Below are 21,927 nucleotides of genomic sequence, written 5' to 3' on the forward strand. Positions count from 1 at the left end.
TCTAATGGCCATAGATGACAGGCTGTTTTTACTGTCGTGAATATCCTGACTCTTGTTTCGTGTGCTTCAACTGGAGTTCTACGTACTGTGATAGGGAGGTACGCTGTAATTTTTTGGCGCTGTCGCCTTGGCGACAGCCGCCAAGGGGTCTTTCGCGCGAAGCGCGAAACGACCCCGCCGGCGTTGCCGTGCGATCGCGGTGCTGCCCCCGCCCTCGAGCCACTGGCTACACCCAGAGTTACAGACGAAACCGTGGTAGTCAACCGAACTTGCAGAAAAGAGGGGTCCTGAGAGTGTTGCCACTACCCAAGCCGGTTCACCGATCCGCAACCGCGCCGACGAATCCGGTTTCAGTCCTGCCGCCGGGAGTCTTCCAGATCAGCTCGACGCCGCGGAGGACCGTCGGATCGTTCCCCGACGTCGACCACTTCTCGAGGGGCTCACTCGCGATCGTCGCGACAGTTCCGACGCTATCGGCCTTCAGTCTGGAACGGATCGTCTCGATTCACGTCCGGCGGGTCGCCGTTCTCGTCGGCCTCGAGCGTGGTCCCGTTCTTCGTGGGATCTACCTGCCGTAAACTCGAGACCGTCACTCACTTCCGTTGTCTCGAATGGGGCGGAGGGATTTGAACAACGCCTGCGAACCTGCTCACTACGTTTGCAGAACCGCAGTCTCGTTCAAATCCGCCTCGTCCAATACGCGCCGCTCGCGAGTTTGCGAGCGGCGAGAAGATGGGGTCGGAGGGATTTGAACCACGGTCGCAGCAAAGCTGCTCCCTGATTCAAATCCCACCGAATTACATACCTGCGCCTCACGAGGTTGTTCGGCGCAGAAATATGGGGTCGGAGGGATTTGAACCCCCGATCTACTGATATCTCCGGTGCGCCTCGGAACTCCAGAGGGTCATCACACGGACACTGATCAGGTGCCCGATCAGTATATCAGTCTGGAGTGTCGTCCCGGGCGCGTTGCCTCTGGAGTCAGCCGCCATGCCTGGCTTGGCCACGACCCCTCGAGTCTTCGTTGGGTGATGATCCCTAAAGTGGTTTCGATTCAGAATCGCCCTACAGCCACGGGGCACGGCCCGGCGTATCGGTCCCGTCGTCCGCGGACTCGCCGTCGACGGCCGGCGACTCCGTCGCGTCCCCGCCGTCGGCCAGCGCGTCCATCTTGGCGGCTGCGCTCCCGTCGGGGCTCGAGTCCTCGTCCTCGCCCGTGCGGAAGGGGATATCGACGGCGAAGAGGCCGGCGACGATCAGGGCCGCCAGCGGGGCCTGTCCGAAGGCCATCCCGAGCAGGGACAGCGGGAGCAGGCCCAGGGCGACGGCGCTGCCGAAGCGGAACCGATCGATGTCCATGTACTCCCGGAGGTAGGGGCCCGAGAGCGCGATGGCCAGCGCGAAGCCGACGCCGACGGCCGCCGCCAGCGTCGCGTTCGCGACGAGGGCGGGGTCGGTCAACACCGCGAACTCCGCCCCCGAGGGGTCGACGCTCGCGACCAGCCCTAACCCGATGACGACGACGGGGTTGGGGAGGGACTCGCCGATGGTCGCGCTGGCGGTCTGGGCCGCGATCGTGGCGATGACCAGCGCCGCGAACCGCTCGAAGATGCCGATGTCGATGACGCTCGCGATCGCCGGGGCGAACGCCGCCTGCACCGCCGCCAGCAGGATCAGTGGGAGCCCGACCAGCAAGACGACCGTCGCCTGCTCGCGGGGAGACCCCTCCATCTCCGCGAGGATGACCGCGACGGTGGCGCTGCCACCGAAGATCAGCAATCCGATCTGAAGGGCCCCGAGCGGTTCGTCGAGCGCGCCGGCCAGGATCAGTGCGGGGAAGACGCCGTCGACTAACGGCAGCATCATCACGAGTGCCAGGAGCCTGGCGTCGCCCCCCACGATACGCTCCATCTGGAGCGCGACTGGGTGTTGGGACGTACTCATCGGTCAGGGTCGATGGCCATGACCCGAGGCCGATGGGTAAGAGGACGGGCGGTCCCGCACCGACTGGTCCGTGGGCCAGTCGATCAGATTCGGATTAGGGCCTCGAGCTGTGAGTTTCGCTGTAAAATTCCCGAACATCGTCGTGACGGAGTCGGAACTCGTCAGACCGGCGGTCCGGGCGTCGAATGCACTCACAGCGTACATACACGGCAAGACGGGGGGATTGTCAATAAACGTTGTGTGAGAAACGATTCCACGACTCGGTGATCGTCCCGCCGACGACGCACAGATGTGGACGAAAGCGGACGGATCTGCGCTCGCGGTGGGCGTTCGTCTCAGGACCACGGGAACGAGCCGCCGGGACACACGGGCGACCGGTCGGAACGCGGGCGACGGCTCGAGCGGCGCTACGGTGCCGACGACCGGACCGGGTCGAATCGCCCGTTGAGTGACTCGTCAACCGTTCACAGCCGGGTTTGTCTCGCAACGTTTTTCCCCGGGGACCACGGACGGCTTACATGGCGAACGACGTTCCCGAGCACGAGCCCTATTCTTCGAAACTGCAGGTACCGGAAGCGCTAACCTTCGACGACGTCCTTCTCCGCCCCAAGGAGAGCCGCGTCGAACCCGACGACGCCGACCTCACGTCGCACGTCTCGAAACACGTCGAACTCTCGGTTCCCATCCTCTCGGCGGCGATGGACACCGTTACCGAGAGCGACATGGCGATCGCGATGGCCCGCCACGGCGGGCTCGGCGTCCTCCATCGGAACATGAACGTCGACCAGATGGTCGAGGAGATCGGCCGCGTCAAGAGCGCGGACGAACTCATCATCCCGCTGGAAGAGGTCGTCACCGCTGATCCCGAGATGTCCGTCCGCGAAGTCGACGAACGGATGGCCCGGCAGGGCGTTGGCGGCGCGCCCGTCGTCAACACGAACGGCGAAGTCCTGGGGATCATCTCGAGTACGGACATCCGGCCCCACCTCGAGGTCAACGAGGACGACCCGGTCACCGAGGCGATGACCGACGAGGTCATCACGGCCCCCGAGGACATCGACGCCCGCGAGGCGTTCGATCTGATGTACGAACACCGGATCGAGCGCGTTCCGGTCGTCGACGACGAGAACCTCCTCGTGGGGCTCGTGACGATGCAGGGCATCCTTCAGCGCCGCGAGTACGGCGAAGCGGTCCGCGACGAGGACGGCCGACTCCGCTGTGGCGTCGCCGTCAGCCCGTTCGAACACGACCGCGCGGTCGCGGCCGACGAGGCCGGCGCGGACGTCCTCTTTATTGACACCGCGCACGCGCACAACCTGAACGTCATCGACGGCGCTCGAGACATCACGGAGTCCGTCGACGCCGACGTGGTCGTCGGCAACATCGGTACGCGCGAGGCGGCCGAGGATCTCGTCGACTTCGCGGACGGACTGAAGGTCGGCATCGGGCCGGGCTCGATCTGTACGACGCGTATCGTCTCCGGCTCCGGCATGCCCCAGATCACGGCCGTCGCACAGGTGGCCGACGTGGCCGCCGAACACGACGTCCCGGTCATCGCCGACGGCGGCATCCGGTACTCCGGCGACGCGATCAAGGCGGTCGCCGCCGGCGCGGACGCGGTCATGCTGGGCTCGTACTTCGCCGGCACCGACGAAGCGCCCGGCCGCGTGGTCACGATGAACGGCAAGAAGTACAAGCAGTACCGCGGCATGGGATCGGTCGGCGCGATGAAATCCGGCGACGGCGACCGCTATCTCAAGGACGAACCCGAAGAGGAAGACGAATACGTCCCCGAAGGTGTCGAGGCGGCGACCCCCTACAAGGGAACGCTCAAGTCCGAACTCCACCAGCTCGCGGGCGGCATGCAGTCGGGGATGGGCTATGTCGGTGCCGAGACGATCCCCGAATTCAAAGAGCGCAGCGAGTTCGTCCGGGTTTCCTCGGCCGGACAGGCCGAGAGCCACGCCCACGACGTCGTCATCACCGACGAAGCGCCCAACTACTCGCCCGACAGCGAGTAATCACTTAGGGGTCCATCGGCGGCGTTCGGAACGCCCCTTCGTCGATCTCGGGATCGTACTCCTCGATCGCGGACCGAACGATCGTGAAGACCGCACGCTTGCTCCAGCGGGCCGTGTTGATGTGCAGGTCGTAGAACTCCCGGTCGTCGATGTCGATCTCGTAGTAGGACTCGTAGCGGCCGGCCTCGCTGACCTCGCGGACCCGCATCTCCGCCTCGGTCTCGATGCGGTCGTCGATTCGATCGAGACGAACGGCTTCCGGCGCGTCGAGCCAGAGTCGTAGGTCCGCACGGTCGCCGGCGATCCAGCCCGCGAGTCGCGACTCGAGGATGAACGGCTTGTTCGACATGCCCCACTTCTCGGCGATCTGCTGGAGCCGCTGGTCGAGTGCGCGGTCGATCTCGTCGGACTCGTCGGCCTTGGCGATGAGCTGGTTGAGGCTCATATCGCGATCCTCGGCGAGTTCCCGGAAGACCTCGCCGCCGGAGACGTAGGGACAGCCGATCGCGTCGGCGAGTTGTTCACACAGTGTCGTCGCTCCACAACCCGGCGGTCCGGAGACGGTGATAAAAAGCGACGTGTCGATATCGACGGTCGAACCCTCTTGTGCAGCCATACGTCGATACTCTCAGTCCCCAGTGAACAATTTTCCCCTCTTTCCTCGGGAGCGAAAGCACTCGGATCGGTGAGAACGAGCGTCATCGACGGGGTCGACCGCCGAGTTCACGCCGGCACTAAATCGCCGTGTCGCCCCGTTACGGCGGAACGAACGTGTTGCCACATTCGGTACAGGTCAGACGGAAGTTGCCGTCGTCGGTGAGTTCGAGACCGTGGCCGATCTCCTCCTCGCACTCCTGACAGTAGACCAGCGACTCGAGCTGGTCCCAGTCGTGTTTCGATTTGGGTGCGCCGAAGGCGAAGCCGACGACCTGCTCGTCGGTGTCGTTGTAGCCGGTCTGGAAGTCGCCGGGCTCGAACCGGATCACCTCGCCCTCGTCGACGATGACTTCGCCGTCTTCCGTGTCGAAGGTCGCGGTCCCCTCTTGGACGTAGAAGACCTCTTCCTGATCGTGGTGAGTGTGCATCCCGCCCGAGAACGACTCGCCGGGCTCGAGTTCGAAGTAGTTCATCGCGAAGTCGGTAAAGCCGAGCGCGTCCGAAATCGGCCGGCGAACCGAATGGACGTCCATCGGGTTGACTTCGATCTCGACGTCGTCGATCGCTGTTTTCTCCATGAACGATAGTTAGGATAGTGGACCAAAAAGACAGTGGGTGTCGATGGCTGACGCATGGGGGATCGGAGCCGACGGCGACCCGGTACCGAAGAGTAACGCATACGGTCGTCCAAGCCTGAGATAGCCACGTGAACCGCCGTACGGTACTTCGAACCGCCGGGGTGGCCGCCGTCGCCGGGTTATCGGGTTGTCTCGATACCTTGCGGGAACACTATCAGGGCAGCTTTCAGGGACTGATCCCGCTCGAGATCAAAAGCGAGGCCGACCGTCACTACAACATCGTCCTCGAGGCCTACGAGTCCGGGACCGACCGACAGACCTACGACGAGAGCTACACCGTCACGCCCGACCAGACGGTGTCGGCACCGCATCTCGATGCAATCGAGCAGAGCTTCCGGGTGACCAAGTTCGTGGACGCGGACGGCGACCGAACGAGCAGGGAGGTGACGCTCAGGCCCGAGACCGAACTCGTGACCGTTCGGATTACCGATGACGACCTGATACTGGATATCGAACGCGGGGAGGCGGCCGACGGGGAGCCGACACCGCCGTCCGAACCGCCGGACGGCCCTGCCGGGAACGAATCGAACGTGAGTGACGGGGACTCGACGAACGCGACCGAAACGAACGAGACGACTCCCGACTCGGACGGGTCGGCATAACTCGCTGACGCGGCCCGGAAACGATTTTCGAGGAGAGAACGGCCGAACAGCGACGCGTCAGGGATAGGGATGAAACGCCCGCTCGAGGCGCGGTTCGAAGCCGAGATCCGTTGGAACCGTCTCGGCGCGCTCGCCGAAGTACGGCGCGTCGGTAAACAGCGGTTGCGCGCCGGGGACGACGACCCGGACGGCCTCGAACCCGATCCGCTCGACGTCCCGGGTCGTCAGCCGCGCCGCGTGGGGCGTCAGCCCCGCGTCGGCCACCCGATCGACCAACGCCTCGAGCCGGTCCCGGCCGGTCGGGACGGGATCGGGACCGACGCTCTCGGCCGGCACCGTCGACTCGACGTCGACGAACGATCGCGCCCGCTCCGGGAAGGCGGCGTAGGTGCCGATCTCGCCGCCCGCCGAGTCCGCTTCGTCGGAGCCGAGGCTCCGCAGTTCCATCCAGTTCTGGAGCGCCTCCTCGAGGGCTGCCGTCGCGGCCGCCGCGGCGTCGAGGCCGGCCGCCGAGCCGACCGCGAAGGCCGGCCACGCGTCGTCGTCGGGTGCGACCGGACCGTCTCCGAGGGCTGCCGTATTCCGGTGGACGGCGACGGCCACCACGGGGACATCGACGTCCTGTGTCACGAGCAGCGGCGTCACCGACAGGCCGTGACTCTCCGCACGGCGCTCGAGGCGATCGAACGCCGGGGTGTCGACGGCCAGCCCGAGCGGATCGAAGGTCGAGTACCACGCGAGCATCGTCGCGTCGCGCTCGACGACTTCGGTCAGCCCGGAGACGAGCGCGTCGACCGTCGAGGAGCCGAGTCCCAGCCCGGTCGTGATCGCCGGGACCAGCGCCGGGCCGGGCTGGGGGAACTGGACCGCGGCCGCCGGCAGGTGAACCTGCTCGCCGCTCACGAGGTCCTCGCCCGGAACCCAGCGGTGTTCGGCGGCGGGGTCGTAGGCGGGTCCGTCGTCAGGCCGGACCAGCTCCGTCGGTGGAACCGGGTTCTCGAGGGCGCCCTCGCTCGCGCGGACGAAGTCCGACTCGCGGTAGACGCCGGCGCAGTAGCGCTCGAGGCCCTCACCGACGGCTTTCATCAATGCGGCGTTCCAGTCGTCGGCGACGCCCGCGGCCTGTCGTGGCGCGCTCGCGTCGCTGTAGGCGGTCGTGTCCGCGATCGTCGCGAGGTAGTACGGCGACGGGAACGACTCGACCTCGGCAATGCTCCCGACCGGGCCGATCCGATCGTCGATCGCCCGCTCGGCGGCCTCGACGGCCGCTTCGAGGCCGAGCGAGTCAGCGTCGTCGCGCTCGAGGGACCGGTCCTGGTGACCGTCGGCACACCCGCAGCCGGGGGCCGGCAGCAGTTCGCGGCGAGCGTAGGGCAGCTCCCGGACCGCGCCCATAATCGAGCGCTCGTCGCCCGAGAGGACGCGCACACACTCCCGGCCGGCGACGGCCCCGGCCAGCCGAGCCGCGCTCCGATCGGCCTGGGGGCCGTCGGCCCGCTCCTCGAGCTGGGACGCGACGCGGGCGCGCAGACAGTCAAAGCAGGCGGTCGCGGGGGCGAACCCCGAAATCGCGGCGTCGACCGCCGGGATCGGATGGCCGCCGACGCCGCCGATCTCGACGGCGATCCAGGGGGTATCCCCAGCCCGTGCGGCCTCGTTGGCCCGTTCGAACGTCGCCGCGCCGGCGACGTCGCTGACGACCGCGAACCGAGCGTCGCCGATCGCGGACGCCTCGGCCTCCCGGACGCCGACGTCGACGTCTTCGAGCGCGGTGACGACCGCTTCGCGGACCGGACCGTCACCCACGACGTGGATTTGCATACCCCTAGCTGCTCGCGCGGCCGGGAAAAACGCCCCGCTCGAGCGCCGCGGGAACGCCCGTGAGGGTCAGTCTTCGGCCGGCGTCGCCGAATCGACGTAAACGAGTTCGTCGCGGGACTCGAGCAGCCGCACGCCCCAGGTGACGGTGACGGGGACGAGCGCGGTCGTGAAGACGGCGATGAACACGAGGATCGAGAACATCGACTGGTCGATGACGCCGGCCTGAAAGGCGACTTCGGCGATGATGATCTCGACGGTGCCGCGACCGTTCATGCCGAAGCCGACGACCAGTCCCTCCCGAGAGGACAGCGAGGTCGGCAGCGAGAACAGCCATGAGCCGACGATCTTGCCGAGGAAGGCGATGGCCACCAGCGCGGCGAGGACGGCGAGGGAGTCGGCGAAGACGCCGAAGGTGATCTGGAAGCCGACGGTGACGAAGAAGATCGGGGCGAACAGCCCCATCGCGAGGTCGTACATGACCGTGTGCATGTGGTCGTAGAGCCCGGGCTCGACGTCGGCCTGCCGGAGGAACATCCCGGCCATGAACCCGCCGATGATCATGTGAAGGTCCGCCAGCGTCGCCAGCTGGGCGAAGAGTAGGGAGACCAACAGCGCGAAGGTGAAGGCGGTGGTCCGGTCGACGAACCCGTAGCGTTCGCGCTGGCGCTCGATGGAGCGCCAGGCGTACGGGAGAAACCGGTAGCCGATCAGCAGCGTCGCCGCGAAGAAGCCGGCCGCCTGCAGCAGGATGACGCCGATCTCGGACGGCTCGAGCGCGCCCGCGGTCACGTAGCTGTCGACCCCCGCGAAGGCGATCAACACGCCCACGTCGGAGGCCAGCGCCCCGCCGAGCAACACGTTCGCGATCCGCGTATCCAGCAACTCGAGGTCGGCGAGGATACGCGATTTCGTTGCCAGCGACGTGGCGGCCATCGCGAGGCCCAAAAAGAGCGCCGCGCCGACGGAGACGCCGAGCCAGACGCCGGCAGCGTAGCCGAGTCCGAATGGGATGACGAATGCCCCGAAGGCGATCAACAGCGACTGGGGCCCGAGTTCGAACAGTTCCCGCAGGTCGACCTCCATCCCGACGTAGACCATCAACAGGAAGACGCCCAGCTCCGAGAGGACCGTGAGCAGTTCGGAGGGGCGCAAGAGCCCGAGCAGCGCGGGGCCGAAGGCGATGCCGGCGAACAGTTCGCCCATCATCGTCGGATAGCCAAAGCGCTCGGCGACCGCGCCGAACACCCACGCGACCGAGAGGACGAGCAGGAGACTCAGGATGTCGATACCGACGGCTTCGACCATCGGTCACACCTCCGTTCGACGGCCCGGACGGCCGGGAAGCTGTTCGCCGCGAGCGACGCGCCGGAACGGATCAGTCACGGTCTCGTCCATCGAACCTCGTCACGGTATCGTTCGACGTGCCAGAGCGAGATTACGTCTCGGGTTGCATCGCTAGTCGTCGGTACTCGCGTCCGCCTCGCCGACCTCGAGGTCGTCGCCCGAACCAGCAGACATCGGATCGTCAGTGACGTCGGCGTCCCGCCACGTGCCACGGCGGTACCAGCCGTAGGCCAGCACCGCACCGACGACGTTCGAGACGGCGAAGGCGACCCAGATCCCTCGATAGTCGTAGGCCGTCGCGAGGCCGTAGGCGATCGGGAGCCGCACGAGCGCGTAGATCACGATGACGATCGCGGCCGCGGTCAGGGTCTTGCCGGTCCCTCGGAAGCTGCCGTTGTAGGCTCGCATCACGCCGATGAAGCCAAAGGAGGGGGCGACGTATCGAATGAACGTCGTCCCGATCTCGATGACTTCGGGGTTGTCGGTGAACGCGGCGGTGATCGGCTCCGCGGCGAGCCACGCCACGACGCCCATCGCCCCGAGGACGATGAACATCGTCCGGGCGGCGAAGTCCGCCGCGGCTTTCGCCCGCTCGGGTTTGCCCGCGCCGACGTTCTGCCCGGTCATCGTCTCGACACCGCGGGCGACCGCGATCGCCGGCAGGAAAATGACCGAGAAGACGCGGGTCCCGATCCCGTAGGCCGCCACGACCGTGTCCGGGAAGAACGCGACGATCACCAGCAACAGGTTGATCGACAGTGCCCGGCCCATCCCCTCGATCGAAGCGGGGAAGCCGATGCTCACGAGCCGCTTCGCGAACGAGAGGTCGGGCCGCATCTGGGCCAGTCGGATCCGGACGCCCCGGACGCCGCTGAACATGATCGCCAACCCGACCACGAGCGCGAGCGAGCGCGAGAAGACCGTCGCGATCGCCGCACCCTCGATCCCGAGTTCGGGGAACGGCCCCCAACCGAAGATCATGAACGGGTCGAGGATCACGTTGAGCAGGACCGAACCGAACATCACGAGCATCGGCGTGATCGTGTCGCCGTACCCGCGCATCAAGGCGATGAACACGAAGAAGCCGAACATGAAGGGCATCCCGAGCGAGATGACCTGCATGTAATCGGTCGCCAGCGGCAACACGGCCTCGGAGGCACCGAGCAACCCGAGCAGTTCCTCGACGAAGACGTAGCCGACGACGCCGAGTAGCAACGCCGCGAGCAGCGACAGCGCGACGGTCTGGGAAGCGGCGTACTCCGCCTCGGACTCCTCGTCAGCACCGATGTACTGGGCGACGAGAACGCTCCCGGCCACCGAGAGCCCCATCCCGACCGAGATGAGCAGAAAGACCATCGGGAACGCGAAGCTGATCGCCGCCAGCGCCTCGGTGCTGTACTGGCCCAACCAGAACGTGTCGATGAGGTTGTAGGCGGTCTGCAACAGGTTCGTCACGATGATCGGCAGCGAGAGATAGAACAGCGGCTTCGCGATCCCGCCCTCGGTCAGATCGAACTCCTCGCGACCCTTGAACAGCCCGGAGACTGGGGCCAACCGCCGTTTGATCCAGCCGACGAGTCGAGCCAGCAGGCTCATCCTTCGGCCCCCGTGTCAACCTCGGGCGACGACCCGTTCCGGTCGGCCGACTCGAGACACAGCGTGTCGTCGATGTACGCATGGATGTACTCCAGCGTCCGTTCCGGCGGTCGATCCACCGCGGCCGCCCGCGTCTGTGCGCCGTGAAACAGGGTGACCAGAAAGTCGGCGGTCGCCTCGGGATCGATGTCCGAGCGGAACTCCTCGGCCTCGACCCCCTCAGTGACGAGACCGGCGATGCGGTCCCTGGTGGCACGGTCGAACCCACGCAGTCGTTCCCGGTAGGCCTCATTGTAGGGCGACTGAGCCTTGATCTCGAGGATCGCCGTTCGGAACTCCTCGGACGACTCCTCGTCGCTGGGAGTCAGCAACTGGTCGAGAAACTCGTGTAGTCGCTCACTCGGCGTCTCGCCGGGGATCGTCTCGGTTCGTTCTTCGAAGTCGTCCAGCAAAAACTCCAGAAACGACTCGAGAAGGTCCTGTTTGCCGTCGAAGTGGTAGTGAATCGTTCCTTTGCTCTTGTCCGACTCCGCGGCGATGTCCTGCATTGTCAACTCCGCATACCCATGCTTGCAGAGCGCCCGGTACGTCGCATCCATGAGATCGTCGATCGTCTCGTCAGTCATGTAGAATATACCTACACTAACTTACTGACTGGCCAGTCAAAAGCGCTTCGTAACCGGACGATCACGTTCGGGTTCAGCCGGCGTCACGAAACGAAGCGGGACGCGGCAGCGTCAGCGAAACGGCGACTCAGCCCTGCTCGCGAAGCCGCTCGAGGACGTCCTCGGCGTTTTCGACGGCTTTCTCCTTCTTGGCGGGGTAGGCCTCGACTTTCCCACGGAAGGTGATGCCGTCGCCGAGGCGAACGTCGCCCGCGAAGGCGGCCTGTTTGTCGAGTCGCAGGAAGAGTTCGGTGTTTTCCGTGACCCGCTCGTCGAGTTCGGCGATCAGGTCGTCGAAGGTCTCGAGGTCGGCTAGCCGCGAGAGGACGTGCCGAACGTCGTCGGCGTTCTCGACGCGGGCCGAGAGGACGAGGATACGGTCGCCGTAGTGGCCCTCGCTTTCGGTGCGTTCGATCTCGAAGGGGTCGTCATCGTCACCGTCGGGGAGGAACGTTCGCAGCGCTTCCTCGACGCGTTTCTCGTCCTCGGTGGCGTAGCAGAACGTCCGTAAATCGACGTAGTGAAGCGGGATCTGTGGCATCGACGATTCGAATGGGTAGTGTGGTAGTGTTCGGCCGGCACGGCGGTCGCAGGTGTGACGTCGTCTCGCGGGACCGGCCCTCGAGCGGCGTTACTCCTCGTCTGCGTCTTCGTCGTCTTCGTCGTCGGCCGCCTCGAGGTCGTCCTCGGGAACGCCGGCCTCCTGGCCGTCCTCGAAGCTGATGGTGTAGGTGACGTCACCGAACATCGACTCCATCGTCTGGGTGATGGTCCCGGTTTCGCCGTCGAACTCACTGTGCTCGTCGTGCAGCACGACGCGATCGTCTTCCTCGAAGCTCATAGCCGATATTTCCCCGCGGTCGCGTAAAAAGGGACTGATTCGCCACTGGGCAGCCTGCGTGACCCGCCTTCGCTATCGATCGCGACCACTGTCGGCAGCCGGCGGTCGCAGGGGCGGTCAGCGCTTGTTCTCGAGGGCGACGACGGTGTCGGACATGAGCCACGCGTCGTCGCTCGAGACGTCCTCGATGCTGAGTGCGAAAAACGAGTCGCGGCCGTCGTCGACGGTGATCCGGAAGCTGCGACTCCGTAGCGAATCGGTCCGTTCGGTCGTCTCCGATCGGGCTGGCTCCACGGGCGTCCTCGGGGGTCAGCGCCCATAACTCGCTCGGTCTGCCCCTCTCGCCGCCGATCGCCCGCCGGCTCGAGGGAGGCGGCGACCGAGCCCCGACCGACCGCGACGCCGGCCGGCGATCAGTTCGGATCCGCTCGCTCGAACCGCCGGTAGCCGATCGCGATCGGGACGACGAACCACACGAGCAAGACGACGGTACGACCCACTCCGACAAGGAAAGCAGCACCGTCCCGGCGACGCGACTCGCGCTCGAGACCCTCGAGGGCGACGACGGCCTCATCGCCGGCCCCGTACCGTTTCGTGAGTCCTCTGCGTTCGTATCGCCGGCATATGAACGGCGCTACACGAACGGGTAGAAACAGTTCAGGGAGATAGCAGAACGACGGAACGAGAGTCGCTGTGGCCGGTTTCGTCGTCCAGTACGGGCCGGCGATCGCGGGTCGCTCAGGCCTCGAGTTCGACGTCGAGTTCCTCGAGCAGCGTGTCGGCCGCGGCGCTCGAAGAGCCGGGGCCGCGGGCGGTGATGAGGTCGCCGTCGACGGTGACGCTGGTGTCGGCGTCGAGTTCGGCGTCCCAGTTTCCGCCGGCGGCTTTCACTTCGTCCTCGGTCCAGTAGGGCAGTTTGCGGCCGTCGGGCATGCGGTCCTGTTCGTCGACGATGCCCTCCTCCCACGCGTTGGGGAAGCCGGTTACGTCACGGCCGTTGACGATGAACGCGCCGTGGCTGTCGCGGGCGAACCCGAGAATGCCGACGGCGTGACAGACCACGAGCGCCTTCCCGTTGCCCTCGACGGCGTCCCGCAGGAGTTGCCGTGCGTGTTTGTCCTGGTTGATGTCCCATGCGGTTCCGTGCCCGCCGGGGAAGACGACGGCGTCGTACCCCTCGGCATCGGCCTGTGCGACCGGGATCGGATCGTTCAGTCGCTCGTCGGTCTCGTGGACCTCGCGGACGTGTTCGGCGGTCTCCTCGCCGACCTCGTCGGGATCGAGCGATCGCTCGTCGATTACCGGCGGACTCCCCGACGGCGTCGCGACCGTGACCTCGACGCCCGCGTCCGACAGCGTCTCGAGCGGCTCGACGCATTCCTCTCCCCAGTACCCTTCTTCGCTGACGACGAATAGTGCGTCCGTCATGCATCTCCCCTAAGACGGGGAGCGTAAAAACGACCAGCCCACCCCTCGGTTCTGCCGCAAGTCACCCCGTCGATAGGTTAGCCTGCGTGACCGTTTCACTGGCCGAGGGTGACCTTTTTCGCTATCGGCCCCCTACCTACGGTAGGTGAAATCATGGCAGACCGACCCCGCCCGTTCGACGGTATCGACGACCTCCTCGAGCGACTGAACCGCCAAGTCGAGACGGCGGCCCGATCGTGGGAGCGGCAGGTGGACGACCGGAGCCAGCTCGACCTCTCGATGGGTGGCGCGGAGACGAGCCTGGACCTCGCCGACGAGGGCGAGGCGTTCGTCGCCACCGTCGACGTCCCCGGTTACGAGAGCGACGACCTCGAGTTGCGACTCACCGATCGGGACCGGACCCTCGCGATTTCGGGCCGGCGCGAACGCGAACGGGAGACCGGCGACGAGGCTGAGAACTACATCCGACACGAGCGGACGACCAAGTCGTTCAGCCGGCAGGTGCGCCTGCCGGCGTCGGTCGACGCCGATGCAGTGCAGGCAAGCGTCAACAACGGCGTGTTGACGGTGCGGCTCCCCAAGCACGAGCCGGACGAGGAAGCGCGCTCGATCGACATCGACTGAAGACGACTATAGTAGCCACTGAAACGATTTACACACTGATCGCGACGCTGTCGTGCGATCAGGTGTGCAATGACTGTCAGTGGCTACTATAGTACCTGTTACTGGCGAACTATGAGTGCTCTCGAGAAAACTAACGCACTCTATCGTCAAACCACTGATTCACGGCCTCCTGTCCAACTCTACTGCAGTTCTCGGGCACAAGGCTCGCGGTAACTGCGTGTGCGAATCAATCAGAGGGTACCAAAAGTTGATAACCGCCAGTTGATTGTTTGCACGTACTGGATATGGATTTGACACGATTGCTGAAGCCCCTGGTGAGGGATACTGGCATAATAGGTGGCGTAACCGTCGGTCTCGCGTACGGTCTCACCCATTCGGGGGCAGTAATCTTAGGGCTGGCTGGTCTTGGCATCCTCTGTATTGCGGCGGGTGGTGGCACTACTGGACATGGTGGTACTTCTGGATTCGCTGCTGCGGATAGGATCGGGTACGATGAGAGTAGTGAGGCAAGCATGATGACCGAACATCTGGAATCCTGGCCGGGGGTATCCTCCGACATTCCAGTCCGGGTGCGTCTCCTCTTCTACGGGCTTGGACTCCTTTTCTGGAGCCTCACAGTTCTTGGACTATTTTCGTCGCGCCTCCATTGACCCCGCGCTCGACGTTCGCTATCCAACCGTTCAATTCACGCTCTGTATTCAGCACGCCGGTTGTGATAGACAATGGCTAAATTGTGACCCGCACCGTCACTCGTCGAGGTTCAACGCATCGAAGAACCGGCGAGCGAGTCGTCCGCCGACGAACTCGAGTAACGCGTCGTCGTCGCCGTCTTCGTCGGCGAACAGCCCGAGTTCGATCCGCCCGCCGGCCATGTCGTGGTGGCCGCCCGCCGCCCCGAGTTCGTCGAATCCCTCCTCGAGCGCCTCGCCGATGTGGACCCGCGGATCGATCGACCGGCCGCTCAGCCGGATCGCGTCGCCGACGATCCCGTAGACCAACACCGTATCGACTCCCTCGAGGTTGAGCAGGTAGTCCGCAGCCTGTGGCAGCGCGTCCGTCTCGCCGGTCTTGCCGGCGCTGGCGACCAGCGACGAGCCCCGTCGCTCCCGGCTGGCGATGGCCCGCCCGATGGCGTCGAGGGTCCCTGGGGAGAAGGCGCTGCCGTACAGCTGCTCGAGCGTCTCGAGATCCGCGTCGGGATAGACCGCCAGCGCGGCCTCGTACTCGCGGCGCGTCGGCTCGCGGACGAAGTCCAGCCGCTCACGGTGGAGCGCAAAGAGCAACGCCGAGGCGAGCCGGGTGGTCAGTTCGACCTCGAGTTCCTCGAGGTACTCCACGAAGATCGTCGCCGTCGCGCCGTACTCGGTGCGGACGTCCTCGAAGTCGGCCCCGCTTGCCTCGCCGGGATGATGGTCGATGACGATGTCCGGTGTGACACGTTCCGGCACCTCCGTGTTCGCACCCGGACTGCTGTGATCGACGTACCCGATGCTCTCGTACTCCGACAGCGTCGTCGATTGGACCGTCTGGAGACTGATGTCGAGGAGATTGACGAACGCGCGGTTCTGTTGATGGGAGATCTCACCGCCGTAGGCGATCGTCACGGGCGCGATGTCGTGGTCGCGTGCGATCGCCTCGAGGGCGAGCGCGCTGGCGAGACAGTCCGGGTCGGGATTGTCGTGACAGACGATCGCCAGCGATTCGGTCGCCTCGAGGACGGAGACGAGGTCGGCCGCGCGAGGCATACGTGAGATACGGCGACGAGACGTTTGAAACCCGCGTCGCCTCTCAGTGAGGACGAACGATCGATCGGGGATGGGGGTACCGCGTGAGTGACGCCGCTCGAGGTCGGGCGACGCCCACTGGGACGGTTCACTGCCAAACCCACTTACATATGCTATTCGAACACATTTGGGAAGGTTCTCAGCGGGAAGTAAGAGGTCTGTACCCCTGCAGTACGGTTCTCGGCGGGGAGAAATCTGGACGCCTATTCAATACCTTCACAGGTCGAGGGTTCGATGTCAACGATGAATCCGGATGCGTCCATGCAGCGGCGGTTCGTACTCGCCAACGGCGGCCCCAGCCTCCTCAGCTCCTAGCACGCCATCGGCGACGGCTGGAGTCGCGTCTACCGCGACGGCGACCCGTAAGCGGGCCGCTGTGATCGAGACCCAGTGGGTTAGAACGATGACAAAGGGTAAGACGGGCGACGGCGGACTCGTGACTGAACGACTGACCCACCACTCCGGCGCGGACGACGGTGTCCACCCATGACTGACAACGCCGAGAGCAATCGAATACGCGTGACGGTAACGGTCACCGACGACGAATCGATCGAACAGCTGATTGATTGCGTCGACGACGTCGTCGACGCACGCACCGTCGACGACCGGACCACCGACCAGCAGGGTCGTCCGGAGTCGCTCCAGCTCGACGTCCGCGAACTCACGCCGAAACAGTGGGAGGCCCTCGAACTGGCCGGCAAGCGGGGCTATTTCGACCGGCCACGAGGAGTCGATCTCGAGACGCTGGCCGATGAGCTGGCGATCTCGAAGTCGGCGGTCTCCCAGCGGCTCCGCGCGGCCGAGTCGACGCTGATCCGGGCGGTCCTCGATGCGTCGCGGGAGCCGACCGAGCGGTAGCGGGGTCCAGCCACGATCGGTCCTGAAGACCGTAGGTAAGTGTGTACTTATTTCACACCGGACGACTGAGGGGCCGGTATGCGAGACGCCTACCTCGTCGGCGCGGGGCAGTCGGACTACGGAGCCTTTCCCTCGGAGAGCTACCGGTCCCTGTTCCGCACGGCGTTCGACGCGGCGACGGACAGCGTACCGAAGGGACTCGAGGCGGACGACGTCGACGAGGCCGTCATCGGCAATCTCGGCGTCGGCGGCCGGCAACTGGGCCTCTCCGGGCCGGCCGTGACCGAACACGTCGGTCTCGACGGGGTGCCGACGACGCGGGTCGAAAACGCCTGTGCGGCGAGCGGTTTCGCGGTGCGACAGGCCGTCCAGGCCGTCAAATCGGGGATGGCCGACGTCGTTCTCGCTGGCGGCTTCGAGATCATGTCCGACATGAGTTCGGACGCGACGAAGTACTGGCTCGGCGTCTCCGGGGAGACCGAGTGGGAGCGACTCTCGGGAACCACCTTCTCGGGCGTCTACGCCCAGATGGCCAGCGTTCACATGGCGCAGTACGGCACCACACGCGAACACCTCTCGCGAGTCGCCGTCAAGAACCACGCCAACGGCGCGAAAAACCCCCACGCCCAGTTAGGCTTCGAGTGTTCGCTCGAGGACGCCCAGTCCGCGCCGGTCGTCGCGGACCCGCTGAACCTCTATCACTGCTGTCCGACCTCGGACGGGGCGGCCTGTGCGCTGATCGTCAGCGAGGACGTCGTCGACGAGTACACGGACGATCCGATCCGGGTGGCCGGCGTCGGTGCTGGCAGCGACACCGTCGGGCTCTTCCAGCGTGACACCTACACCGGCATTCCGGCGAGCCAGCGGGCCGGCGAGCAGGCCTACGAGATGGCCGGCGTCGACCCCGACGACCTCGACTTCGCGGAGGTTCACGACTGCTTCGCCATCGCCGAACTGCTGGCCTACGAGGATCTTGGCTTCTGTGAGACCGGCGAGGCCGGCCGGCTGATCGAATCCGGGGCGACCGAGATCGGTGGCGACCTTCCCGTGAACACCTCCGGCGGCCTCAAGTCCAAGGGCCACCCCATCGGCGCGACGGGCGCCGGCCAGGTCGTCGAGGCGTACAAACAGCTCTCCGGCAACGCCGGCGAGCGACAGGTCGAGAACCCGACCCGCGGACTGACCCACAACGTCGGCGGCAGCGGTGGTGCCGCCGTCGTCCACGTCTTCGAGAAGGAACAGGAGGTGAAAGCATGAGCGCGATCACCGGCATCGGCGCGTACGCACCGCGGTTCCGCATCAGCAGCGAGGCCTTCGAAGAGGCGTGGGGGCAGTTCCACGCCGCCGGCGTCACCCAGAAGGCCGTCCCCGCGGCCGACGAGGACGCCCTGACCATAGGTTACGAGGCCGCGACCCGCGCGCTCGAGGCGGCCGAGACCGACCCGGACGACGTCGACTGGCTGGCGTTTGCCTCCTCGCGGCCGCCGGCGGCCGAGGAGGACCTGACCGCTCGGCTGGGCGCGATGCTGGCACTCTCGGAGTCGGCGACCCGTCAGCTCTTCTCCGGAAGTACTCGCGCGGGGACCCGTGCGCTCTGGGCCGGGTTGGACGCCCTCGAGGCCGACGCAACGACCGCGCTCGTCGTCGCCGCCGACGCACCGCAGGGCGACCCCGACGACGGGATCGATCACGCCGCCGGGGCCGGCAGCGCCGCGTTCGTCCTCGAGCGCGAGGGCCCCGCCGAAATCGTCGATCGCGCGGAATACGCCGCGGCCTATCCCGGTACCCGGTTCCGCGACACCGGCGATGCGGAGACGCAGGGACTGGGAATCACCCAGTACGACCGGCAGGCCTTCACCGAGACGATCGGCGGGGCGGTCGATGGCCTCGAGGTCGACCCCGAGCCCGACGCGGCCGCGATTCAGGCCCCCGACGGCAAGTTACCCTACCGCGCGGCGGGCGCCGCCGGCGTCGGCACCGACGAAATCCAGGCGGCTGCGACGGTCCATAAGCTGGGCGATACCGGCGCGGCGAGCGTGCCGCTGTCGCTCGCCACCGCGCTCGCGGACGGCTGCGCCTCCGTCATCGGCGTCTCCCACGGCAGCGGCGCGGGGGCCGACGCGGTCGTCGTCTCGGCCGACGGCGACGTGCCGACCGTCACCGCGCTCGAGGGAGCGGAGCCGCTCTCCTACGCGGAGTACCTGCGCCAGCGCGGCGTCGTGACCACCGGCCCGCCATCGGGCGGCGGCGCCTACGTCAGCGTCCCTTCGTGGCGGCGCTCGCTCCCCCAGCGCTACCGACTCGAGGCCGGCCGCTGTTCAGAGTGCGATGCGCTGTCGTTCCCGCCGGAGGGCGCGTGTGACGACTGCGGGGCGCTCGCCGAGTACGACCCCGTCGAACTCGCGGGCGAGGGGACCATCGAGGCCGTCACGACCATCTCCCAGGGCGGCGCACCGCCGGAGTTCGCCGAACAGCAGGCCCAGTCGGGCGACTACGCGGCCGCGATCGTCGCGCTCGAGACGAGCGGTGCGTCGGAGACGCAGCGAAAAGACGGCGATGGCGCGGAGCGAAACTCCGCGGACCGTTCGGGCGGGCAGCGCCCGCGAGAAGAAGCCGTCGATAGCGGCGACGAGACCGTCAGTGCCCCGGCGATGGGCACCGACGCTGACCCCGACGCGTTCGGCGTCGGTGATCGCATCGAGACGACGATCCGCCGGGTCTATACGCAGGAAGGCGTCACTCGCTACGGCTTCAAAGTGCGACCGGCCGAGGAGTAACCGGCTCGAGTCGCCCGTCGGCTCGAAAACAGTTATTTATACTCCAGTCCCGCGTCCCTCGAGTCCCTAGTTCCCCGTCAACGCCTCACTCGCCGGCGCGAACTCGATCGTCTGTCCGAGCCCTCGTTCGCTGGCGCGCTCGTAGAGGAGATACGCCGCGGCGACCGTCTCGATGCCCGTTCCGCCGCTGTCGAAGACCGTGATCTCGTCGTCGTTCGTCCGCCCCGGTTCGACCCCGGCGACGACCTCGCCCAGTTCGGCGTGAACGTGGTCCTCGGTGATCGCGCCCGCCTCGAGAGCCTGGATAAACGAACCGGCGTCGAACGTCGCCCGCTCGCGGAGGTCCGGAACGTAGGTCGCGTTCGCAATCGTGTCCGTGTCCAGTTCGCGTGCGTCCGCCGAGTACTGGCCCATCGCGGTGATGTGGGTCCCGGGCGCGATGTCGTCGCCGTCGACGACCGGCTCGCTGGCCTGAGTCGCCGTGATCACGACGTCCGCGTCGGCGACAGCGGCCGTACTCGAGTCGACCGCGTGGACGTCGGCCGCGAGCGTGTCGTCGAAGTCGGCGGCGAACGCCTCGCGGTTCTCGGGGGTCGGCGAGTAGACCCGCACCTCGGTGAAGTCACGGACCGTGGCGGTCGCATGGAGCTGGCCGCGGGCCTGAGCGCCGCTTCCGATGATCGCGAGGGTGTCGGCGTCGTCACGGGCGAGTTCGTCGACACCGACGGCGCCGGCCGCGCCGGTCTTGAACGGGTTCATGCTCGCGCCGTCGAGCAGGGCCAGCGGCGCGCCGCTGTCGGCGTCGAAAAGCGGCGTCATGAACCAGCCGTCGCCGGCACCGAACCCTGCGCTGTACATGTAGCCACCCATCGCGCCCGTCTCCGGGAGGATGGCGGCGTAGCTCGTGAACATCCCGGCGGGATCCGCACGGAGGAACTTCGACCGTGGGTGGGCCGGTGCGCCCTCGCCGCGCTGTCGATACCCTTCGCGAACGGCGTCGACGTATTCGGCCGGCGTTGCGAGGTCATCGATGGCGTCGCTGGTCAGAAACAGCGTCTCAGTCATAGACGATCGAACGCGGCGGAGATGGGAAAAGGAACCGAAAGCGGAAGAACGGATCAGTCCGCGTTGATCGGCGGACGCGCCGACCGGGCCTCGTCGGTGGTGTCAGCTGGCGTATTGACGAACATTGCGTGGCCAATGATCCCCATCGCGACGACTGCCCCGAGCGGCACTGCCGCGGTCAGCGACACCCCCACGAACGTCAGGGCCGCGGTGATACCGAGCAGTGCGACTGGGATGAGGCCGAGAACAATGTCGTAATATCCAGTCATAATCTATCCTATAGTATGAGGAATAGCCATATAAGTGTTTCCCATAATTAGCTCATGATGGATGGGTTTCTGATTTGCATCATCGGAAATGGATCTGCATAAGTTATATCGAAGGTACGGGTCGGGCGAAGGATCGGATCACCGCTCGCTCGAGAGACGTGACGGACAGACACAGTATCCGATCGATTACGTTCTCGAGAGACAGACCGTCAGAACCGCGGTCCCGAATAACGTATCGAATTTCGGACGACTATACTCTCGATCCGATTTCGATCGCGAACCGGCGCGTCGACTACTTACCTCGTCGCTGATAGATAGAGGGTATAGACCAGTCGCCAACCGAGCAACACGGCCAGCCCGGTCGCGGTGATGACGACCGGAAACGGCCACGTCGTCCCGCCATCGAACAGCGGCGAGCCACGGAGCATGAGCCCGACGTTCGCCGCCGCGATCCACGTGACGGCCGGCAGTCGGAACTCGCGGCTCGCGCCCGCCCGATCGGTCGCGTAGACCCCCGCCAGCGCCGCGACGGCGAGCCAGCCGACCACGAACGGCGTCACCGTCTCGAGCGAGGCGATCGGTTCGGCGATCGGATTGCCGCTGTGACTGATGCGGCCGAGGAGGACGATCCCGACGATACAGAGGACGTCGACGATTCCGGCAACGAGGCGGTCGCGGTCGGCCGCACCATCGTGCGTCTCCGTCCGAACTGCTGTGTCCATACGCGATACTCACGACTGCGAGCCCATTGGTGTCCCGGTTCGATCGTCGAAATACCTGACAGGAGAGGAGGAACTCGGCGGCCGTCGGCCACCGAGTGCCGTCCAACGGACAGCGCGTCTCCGTGCGAGGGGACCCTCGCACGCCCGATCCATAGCCGGCCGACTACTTCGTTATCCGTTCCGTTCGGACTGGTCGGCCGTCCGCCCGGTCTCGTTTCACCACGTAGTCGGAGCCTACACACCGGCCCCGACCGACGATCGGGGCCTCCCT

22 protein-coding genes and 1 tRNA gene are annotated in these 21,927 nt (G+C 66.1%); 7 read left to right on the forward strand and 16 right to left on the reverse strand.

All coding sequences use genetic code 11. The annotated features are described in order from the left end of the window. Nucleotides 1–296 precede the first annotated feature (296 nt). Nucleotides 297–578 carry a hypothetical protein gene (locus NATPE_RS22275; RefSeq protein WP_049897232.1) on the forward strand — a complete coding sequence of 94 codons (282 nt, stop codon included), beginning with the start codon at nt 297–299 and terminating at the stop codon, nt 576–578. Between the two features lie 260 nt (nt 579–838). On the opposite strand, the gene NATPE_RS10310 is transcribed toward NATPE_RS22275, so the two are convergent. Together NATPE_RS10310 and NATPE_RS10315 are read right to left on the reverse strand one after the other, a co-directional pair. Beyond that, a tRNA-Trp gene (locus NATPE_RS10310) sits at nt 839–1,013 on the reverse strand. 52 nt (nt 1,014–1,065) lie between these two features. Then, nucleotides 1,066–1,944, reverse strand: a complete 879-nt coding sequence (locus tag NATPE_RS10315; protein WP_015299026.1) for a DUF5794 domain-containing protein — start codon at nt 1,942–1,944, stop codon at nt 1,066–1,068. A 518-nt stretch (nt 1,945–2,462) separates the two neighbouring features. Between NATPE_RS10315 and guaB the strand changes: the two genes are divergently transcribed. After that, a complete protein-coding gene (guaB, locus tag NATPE_RS10320) occupies nt 2,463–3,965 on the forward strand; it encodes an IMP dehydrogenase (protein ID WP_006180519.1) in 1,503 nt (500 codons plus the stop codon). A 4-nt stretch (nt 3,966–3,969) separates the two neighbouring features. Here the strand turns inward: guaB and cmk are convergent, their stop codons facing one another. Together cmk and NATPE_RS10330 are read right to left on the reverse strand one after the other, a co-directional pair. Next, the gene (gene cmk, locus NATPE_RS10325; protein WP_006180518.1) at nt 3,970–4,581 is read right to left on the reverse strand and encodes a (d)CMP kinase; all 612 of its coding nucleotides are present in this window, start codon (nt 4,579–4,581) and stop codon (nt 3,970–3,972) included. Between the two features lie 139 nt (nt 4,582–4,720). Next, nucleotides 4,721–5,200 (reverse strand): cupin domain-containing protein, encoded by a 480-nt coding sequence (locus NATPE_RS10330; RefSeq protein ID WP_006180517.1) that lies wholly within the window; start codon nt 5,198–5,200, stop codon nt 4,721–4,723. Nucleotides 5,201–5,328: 128 nt separating this feature from the next. Here NATPE_RS10330 and NATPE_RS10335 point away from each other — a divergent pair, with 128 nt between their 5' ends. Further along, nucleotides 5,329–5,862 carry a hypothetical protein gene (locus tag NATPE_RS10335; protein WP_015299028.1) on the forward strand — a complete coding sequence of 178 codons (534 nt, stop codon included), beginning with the start codon at nt 5,329–5,331 and terminating at the stop codon, nt 5,860–5,862. A gap of 57 nt (nt 5,863–5,919) precedes the next feature. On the opposite strand, the gene NATPE_RS10340 is transcribed toward NATPE_RS10335, so the two are convergent. From NATPE_RS10340 to NATPE_RS10370, 8 genes are all read right to left on the reverse strand, one after another. Then, complete coding sequence (locus NATPE_RS10340) at nt 5,920–7,683, reverse strand: YcaO-like family protein (protein WP_006180515.1); 1,764 nt, start codon at nt 7,681–7,683, stop codon at nt 5,920–5,922. Between the two features lie 66 nt (nt 7,684–7,749). Next, the gene (locus tag NATPE_RS10345) at nt 7,750–8,988 is read right to left on the reverse strand and encodes a cation:proton antiporter (protein WP_006180514.1); all 1,239 of its coding nucleotides are present in this window, start codon (nt 8,986–8,988) and stop codon (nt 7,750–7,752) included. A 150-nt stretch (nt 8,989–9,138) separates the two neighbouring features. Further along, nucleotides 9,139–10,623, reverse strand: coding sequence for an MATE family efflux transporter (locus tag NATPE_RS10350; protein ID WP_006180513.1), 1,485 nt, complete (start codon nt 10,621–10,623; stop codon nt 9,139–9,141). Next, nucleotides 10,620–11,249: a TetR/AcrR family transcriptional regulator gene (locus NATPE_RS10355; protein ID WP_006180512.1), complete on the reverse strand. Its 630-nt coding sequence runs from the start codon at nt 11,247–11,249 to the stop codon at nt 10,620–10,622. The genes NATPE_RS10350 and NATPE_RS10355 overlap by 4 nt, the downstream gene beginning before the upstream one ends. Nucleotides 11,250–11,376: 127 nt before the next feature. Further along, nucleotides 11,377–11,829 carry an RNA-binding protein gene (locus tag NATPE_RS10360; protein ID WP_006180511.1) on the reverse strand — a complete coding sequence of 151 codons (453 nt, stop codon included), beginning with the start codon at nt 11,827–11,829 and terminating at the stop codon, nt 11,377–11,379. A gap of 90 nt (nt 11,830–11,919) precedes the next feature. Further along, complete coding sequence (locus NATPE_RS10365; protein ID WP_006180510.1) at nt 11,920–12,129, reverse strand: hypothetical protein; 210 nt, start codon at nt 12,127–12,129, stop codon at nt 11,920–11,922. A 117-nt stretch (nt 12,130–12,246) separates the two neighbouring features. Continuing rightward, nucleotides 12,247–12,423, reverse strand: a complete 177-nt coding sequence (locus tag NATPE_RS22690; RefSeq protein ID WP_006180509.1) for a hypothetical protein — start codon at nt 12,421–12,423, stop codon at nt 12,247–12,249. A 444-nt stretch (nt 12,424–12,867) separates the two neighbouring features. Further along, nucleotides 12,868–13,557, reverse strand: a complete 690-nt coding sequence (locus NATPE_RS10370; protein ID WP_006180508.1) for a type 1 glutamine amidotransferase domain-containing protein — start codon at nt 13,555–13,557, stop codon at nt 12,868–12,870. A 153-nt stretch (nt 13,558–13,710) separates the two neighbouring features. On the opposite strand from NATPE_RS10370, the gene NATPE_RS10375 reads away from it, so the two are divergent. Next, nucleotides 13,711–14,181, forward strand: a complete 471-nt coding sequence (locus NATPE_RS10375) for an Hsp20/alpha crystallin family protein (RefSeq protein ID WP_006180507.1) — start codon at nt 13,711–13,713, stop codon at nt 14,179–14,181. Between the two features lie 746 nt (nt 14,182–14,927). Here NATPE_RS10375 and NATPE_RS10380 read toward each other — a convergent pair. Beyond that, nucleotides 14,928–15,926: a DHH family phosphoesterase gene (locus NATPE_RS10380; RefSeq protein ID WP_006180506.1), complete on the reverse strand. Its 999-nt coding sequence runs from the start codon at nt 15,924–15,926 to the stop codon at nt 14,928–14,930. A gap of 525 nt (nt 15,927–16,451) precedes the next feature. On the opposite strand from NATPE_RS10380, the gene NATPE_RS10385 reads away from it, so the two are divergent. From NATPE_RS10385 to NATPE_RS10395, 3 genes are all read left to right on the forward strand, one after another. Next, a complete protein-coding gene (locus NATPE_RS10385; RefSeq protein WP_006180505.1) occupies nt 16,452–16,823 on the forward strand; it encodes a helix-turn-helix domain-containing protein in 372 nt (123 codons plus the stop codon). Nucleotides 16,824–16,901: 78 nt separating this feature from the next. Continuing rightward, nucleotides 16,902–18,080 carry a thiolase domain-containing protein gene (locus NATPE_RS10390; RefSeq protein ID WP_006180504.1) on the forward strand — a complete coding sequence of 393 codons (1,179 nt, stop codon included), beginning with the start codon at nt 16,902–16,904 and terminating at the stop codon, nt 18,078–18,080. Then, the gene (locus NATPE_RS10395; protein ID WP_006180503.1) at nt 18,077–19,600 is read left to right on the forward strand and encodes a zinc ribbon domain-containing protein; all 1,524 of its coding nucleotides are present in this window, start codon (nt 18,077–18,079) and stop codon (nt 19,598–19,600) included. Before NATPE_RS10390 ends, NATPE_RS10395 begins: the two co-directional genes overlap by 4 nt. Nucleotides 19,601–19,666: 66 nt before the next feature. On the opposite strand, the gene NATPE_RS10400 is transcribed toward NATPE_RS10395, so the two are convergent. The 3 genes from NATPE_RS10400 to NATPE_RS10410 all read right to left on the reverse strand — a co-directional run bounded on the left by NATPE_RS10400 (nt 19,667) and on the right by NATPE_RS10410 (nt 21,656). Further along, nucleotides 19,667–20,665 (reverse strand): ornithine cyclodeaminase family protein, encoded by a 999-nt coding sequence (locus tag NATPE_RS10400; protein WP_006180502.1) that lies wholly within the window; start codon nt 20,663–20,665, stop codon nt 19,667–19,669. 53 nt (nt 20,666–20,718) lie between these two features. Continuing rightward, entirely contained in the window at nt 20,719–20,934 is a 216-nt protein-coding gene (locus tag NATPE_RS10405; RefSeq protein WP_006180501.1) for a hypothetical protein, read from the reverse strand. A gap of 296 nt (nt 20,935–21,230) precedes the next feature. After that, complete coding sequence (locus tag NATPE_RS10410; RefSeq protein ID WP_006180500.1) at nt 21,231–21,656, reverse strand: DUF3054 domain-containing protein; 426 nt, start codon at nt 21,654–21,656, stop codon at nt 21,231–21,233. Nucleotides 21,657–21,927 lie beyond the last annotated feature (271 nt).

The sequence above is a fragment of the Natrinema pellirubrum DSM 15624 genome, from assembly GCF_000230735.2.
Classification (GTDB): domain Archaea; phylum Halobacteriota; class Halobacteria; order Halobacteriales; family Natrialbaceae; genus Natrinema; species Natrinema pellirubrum.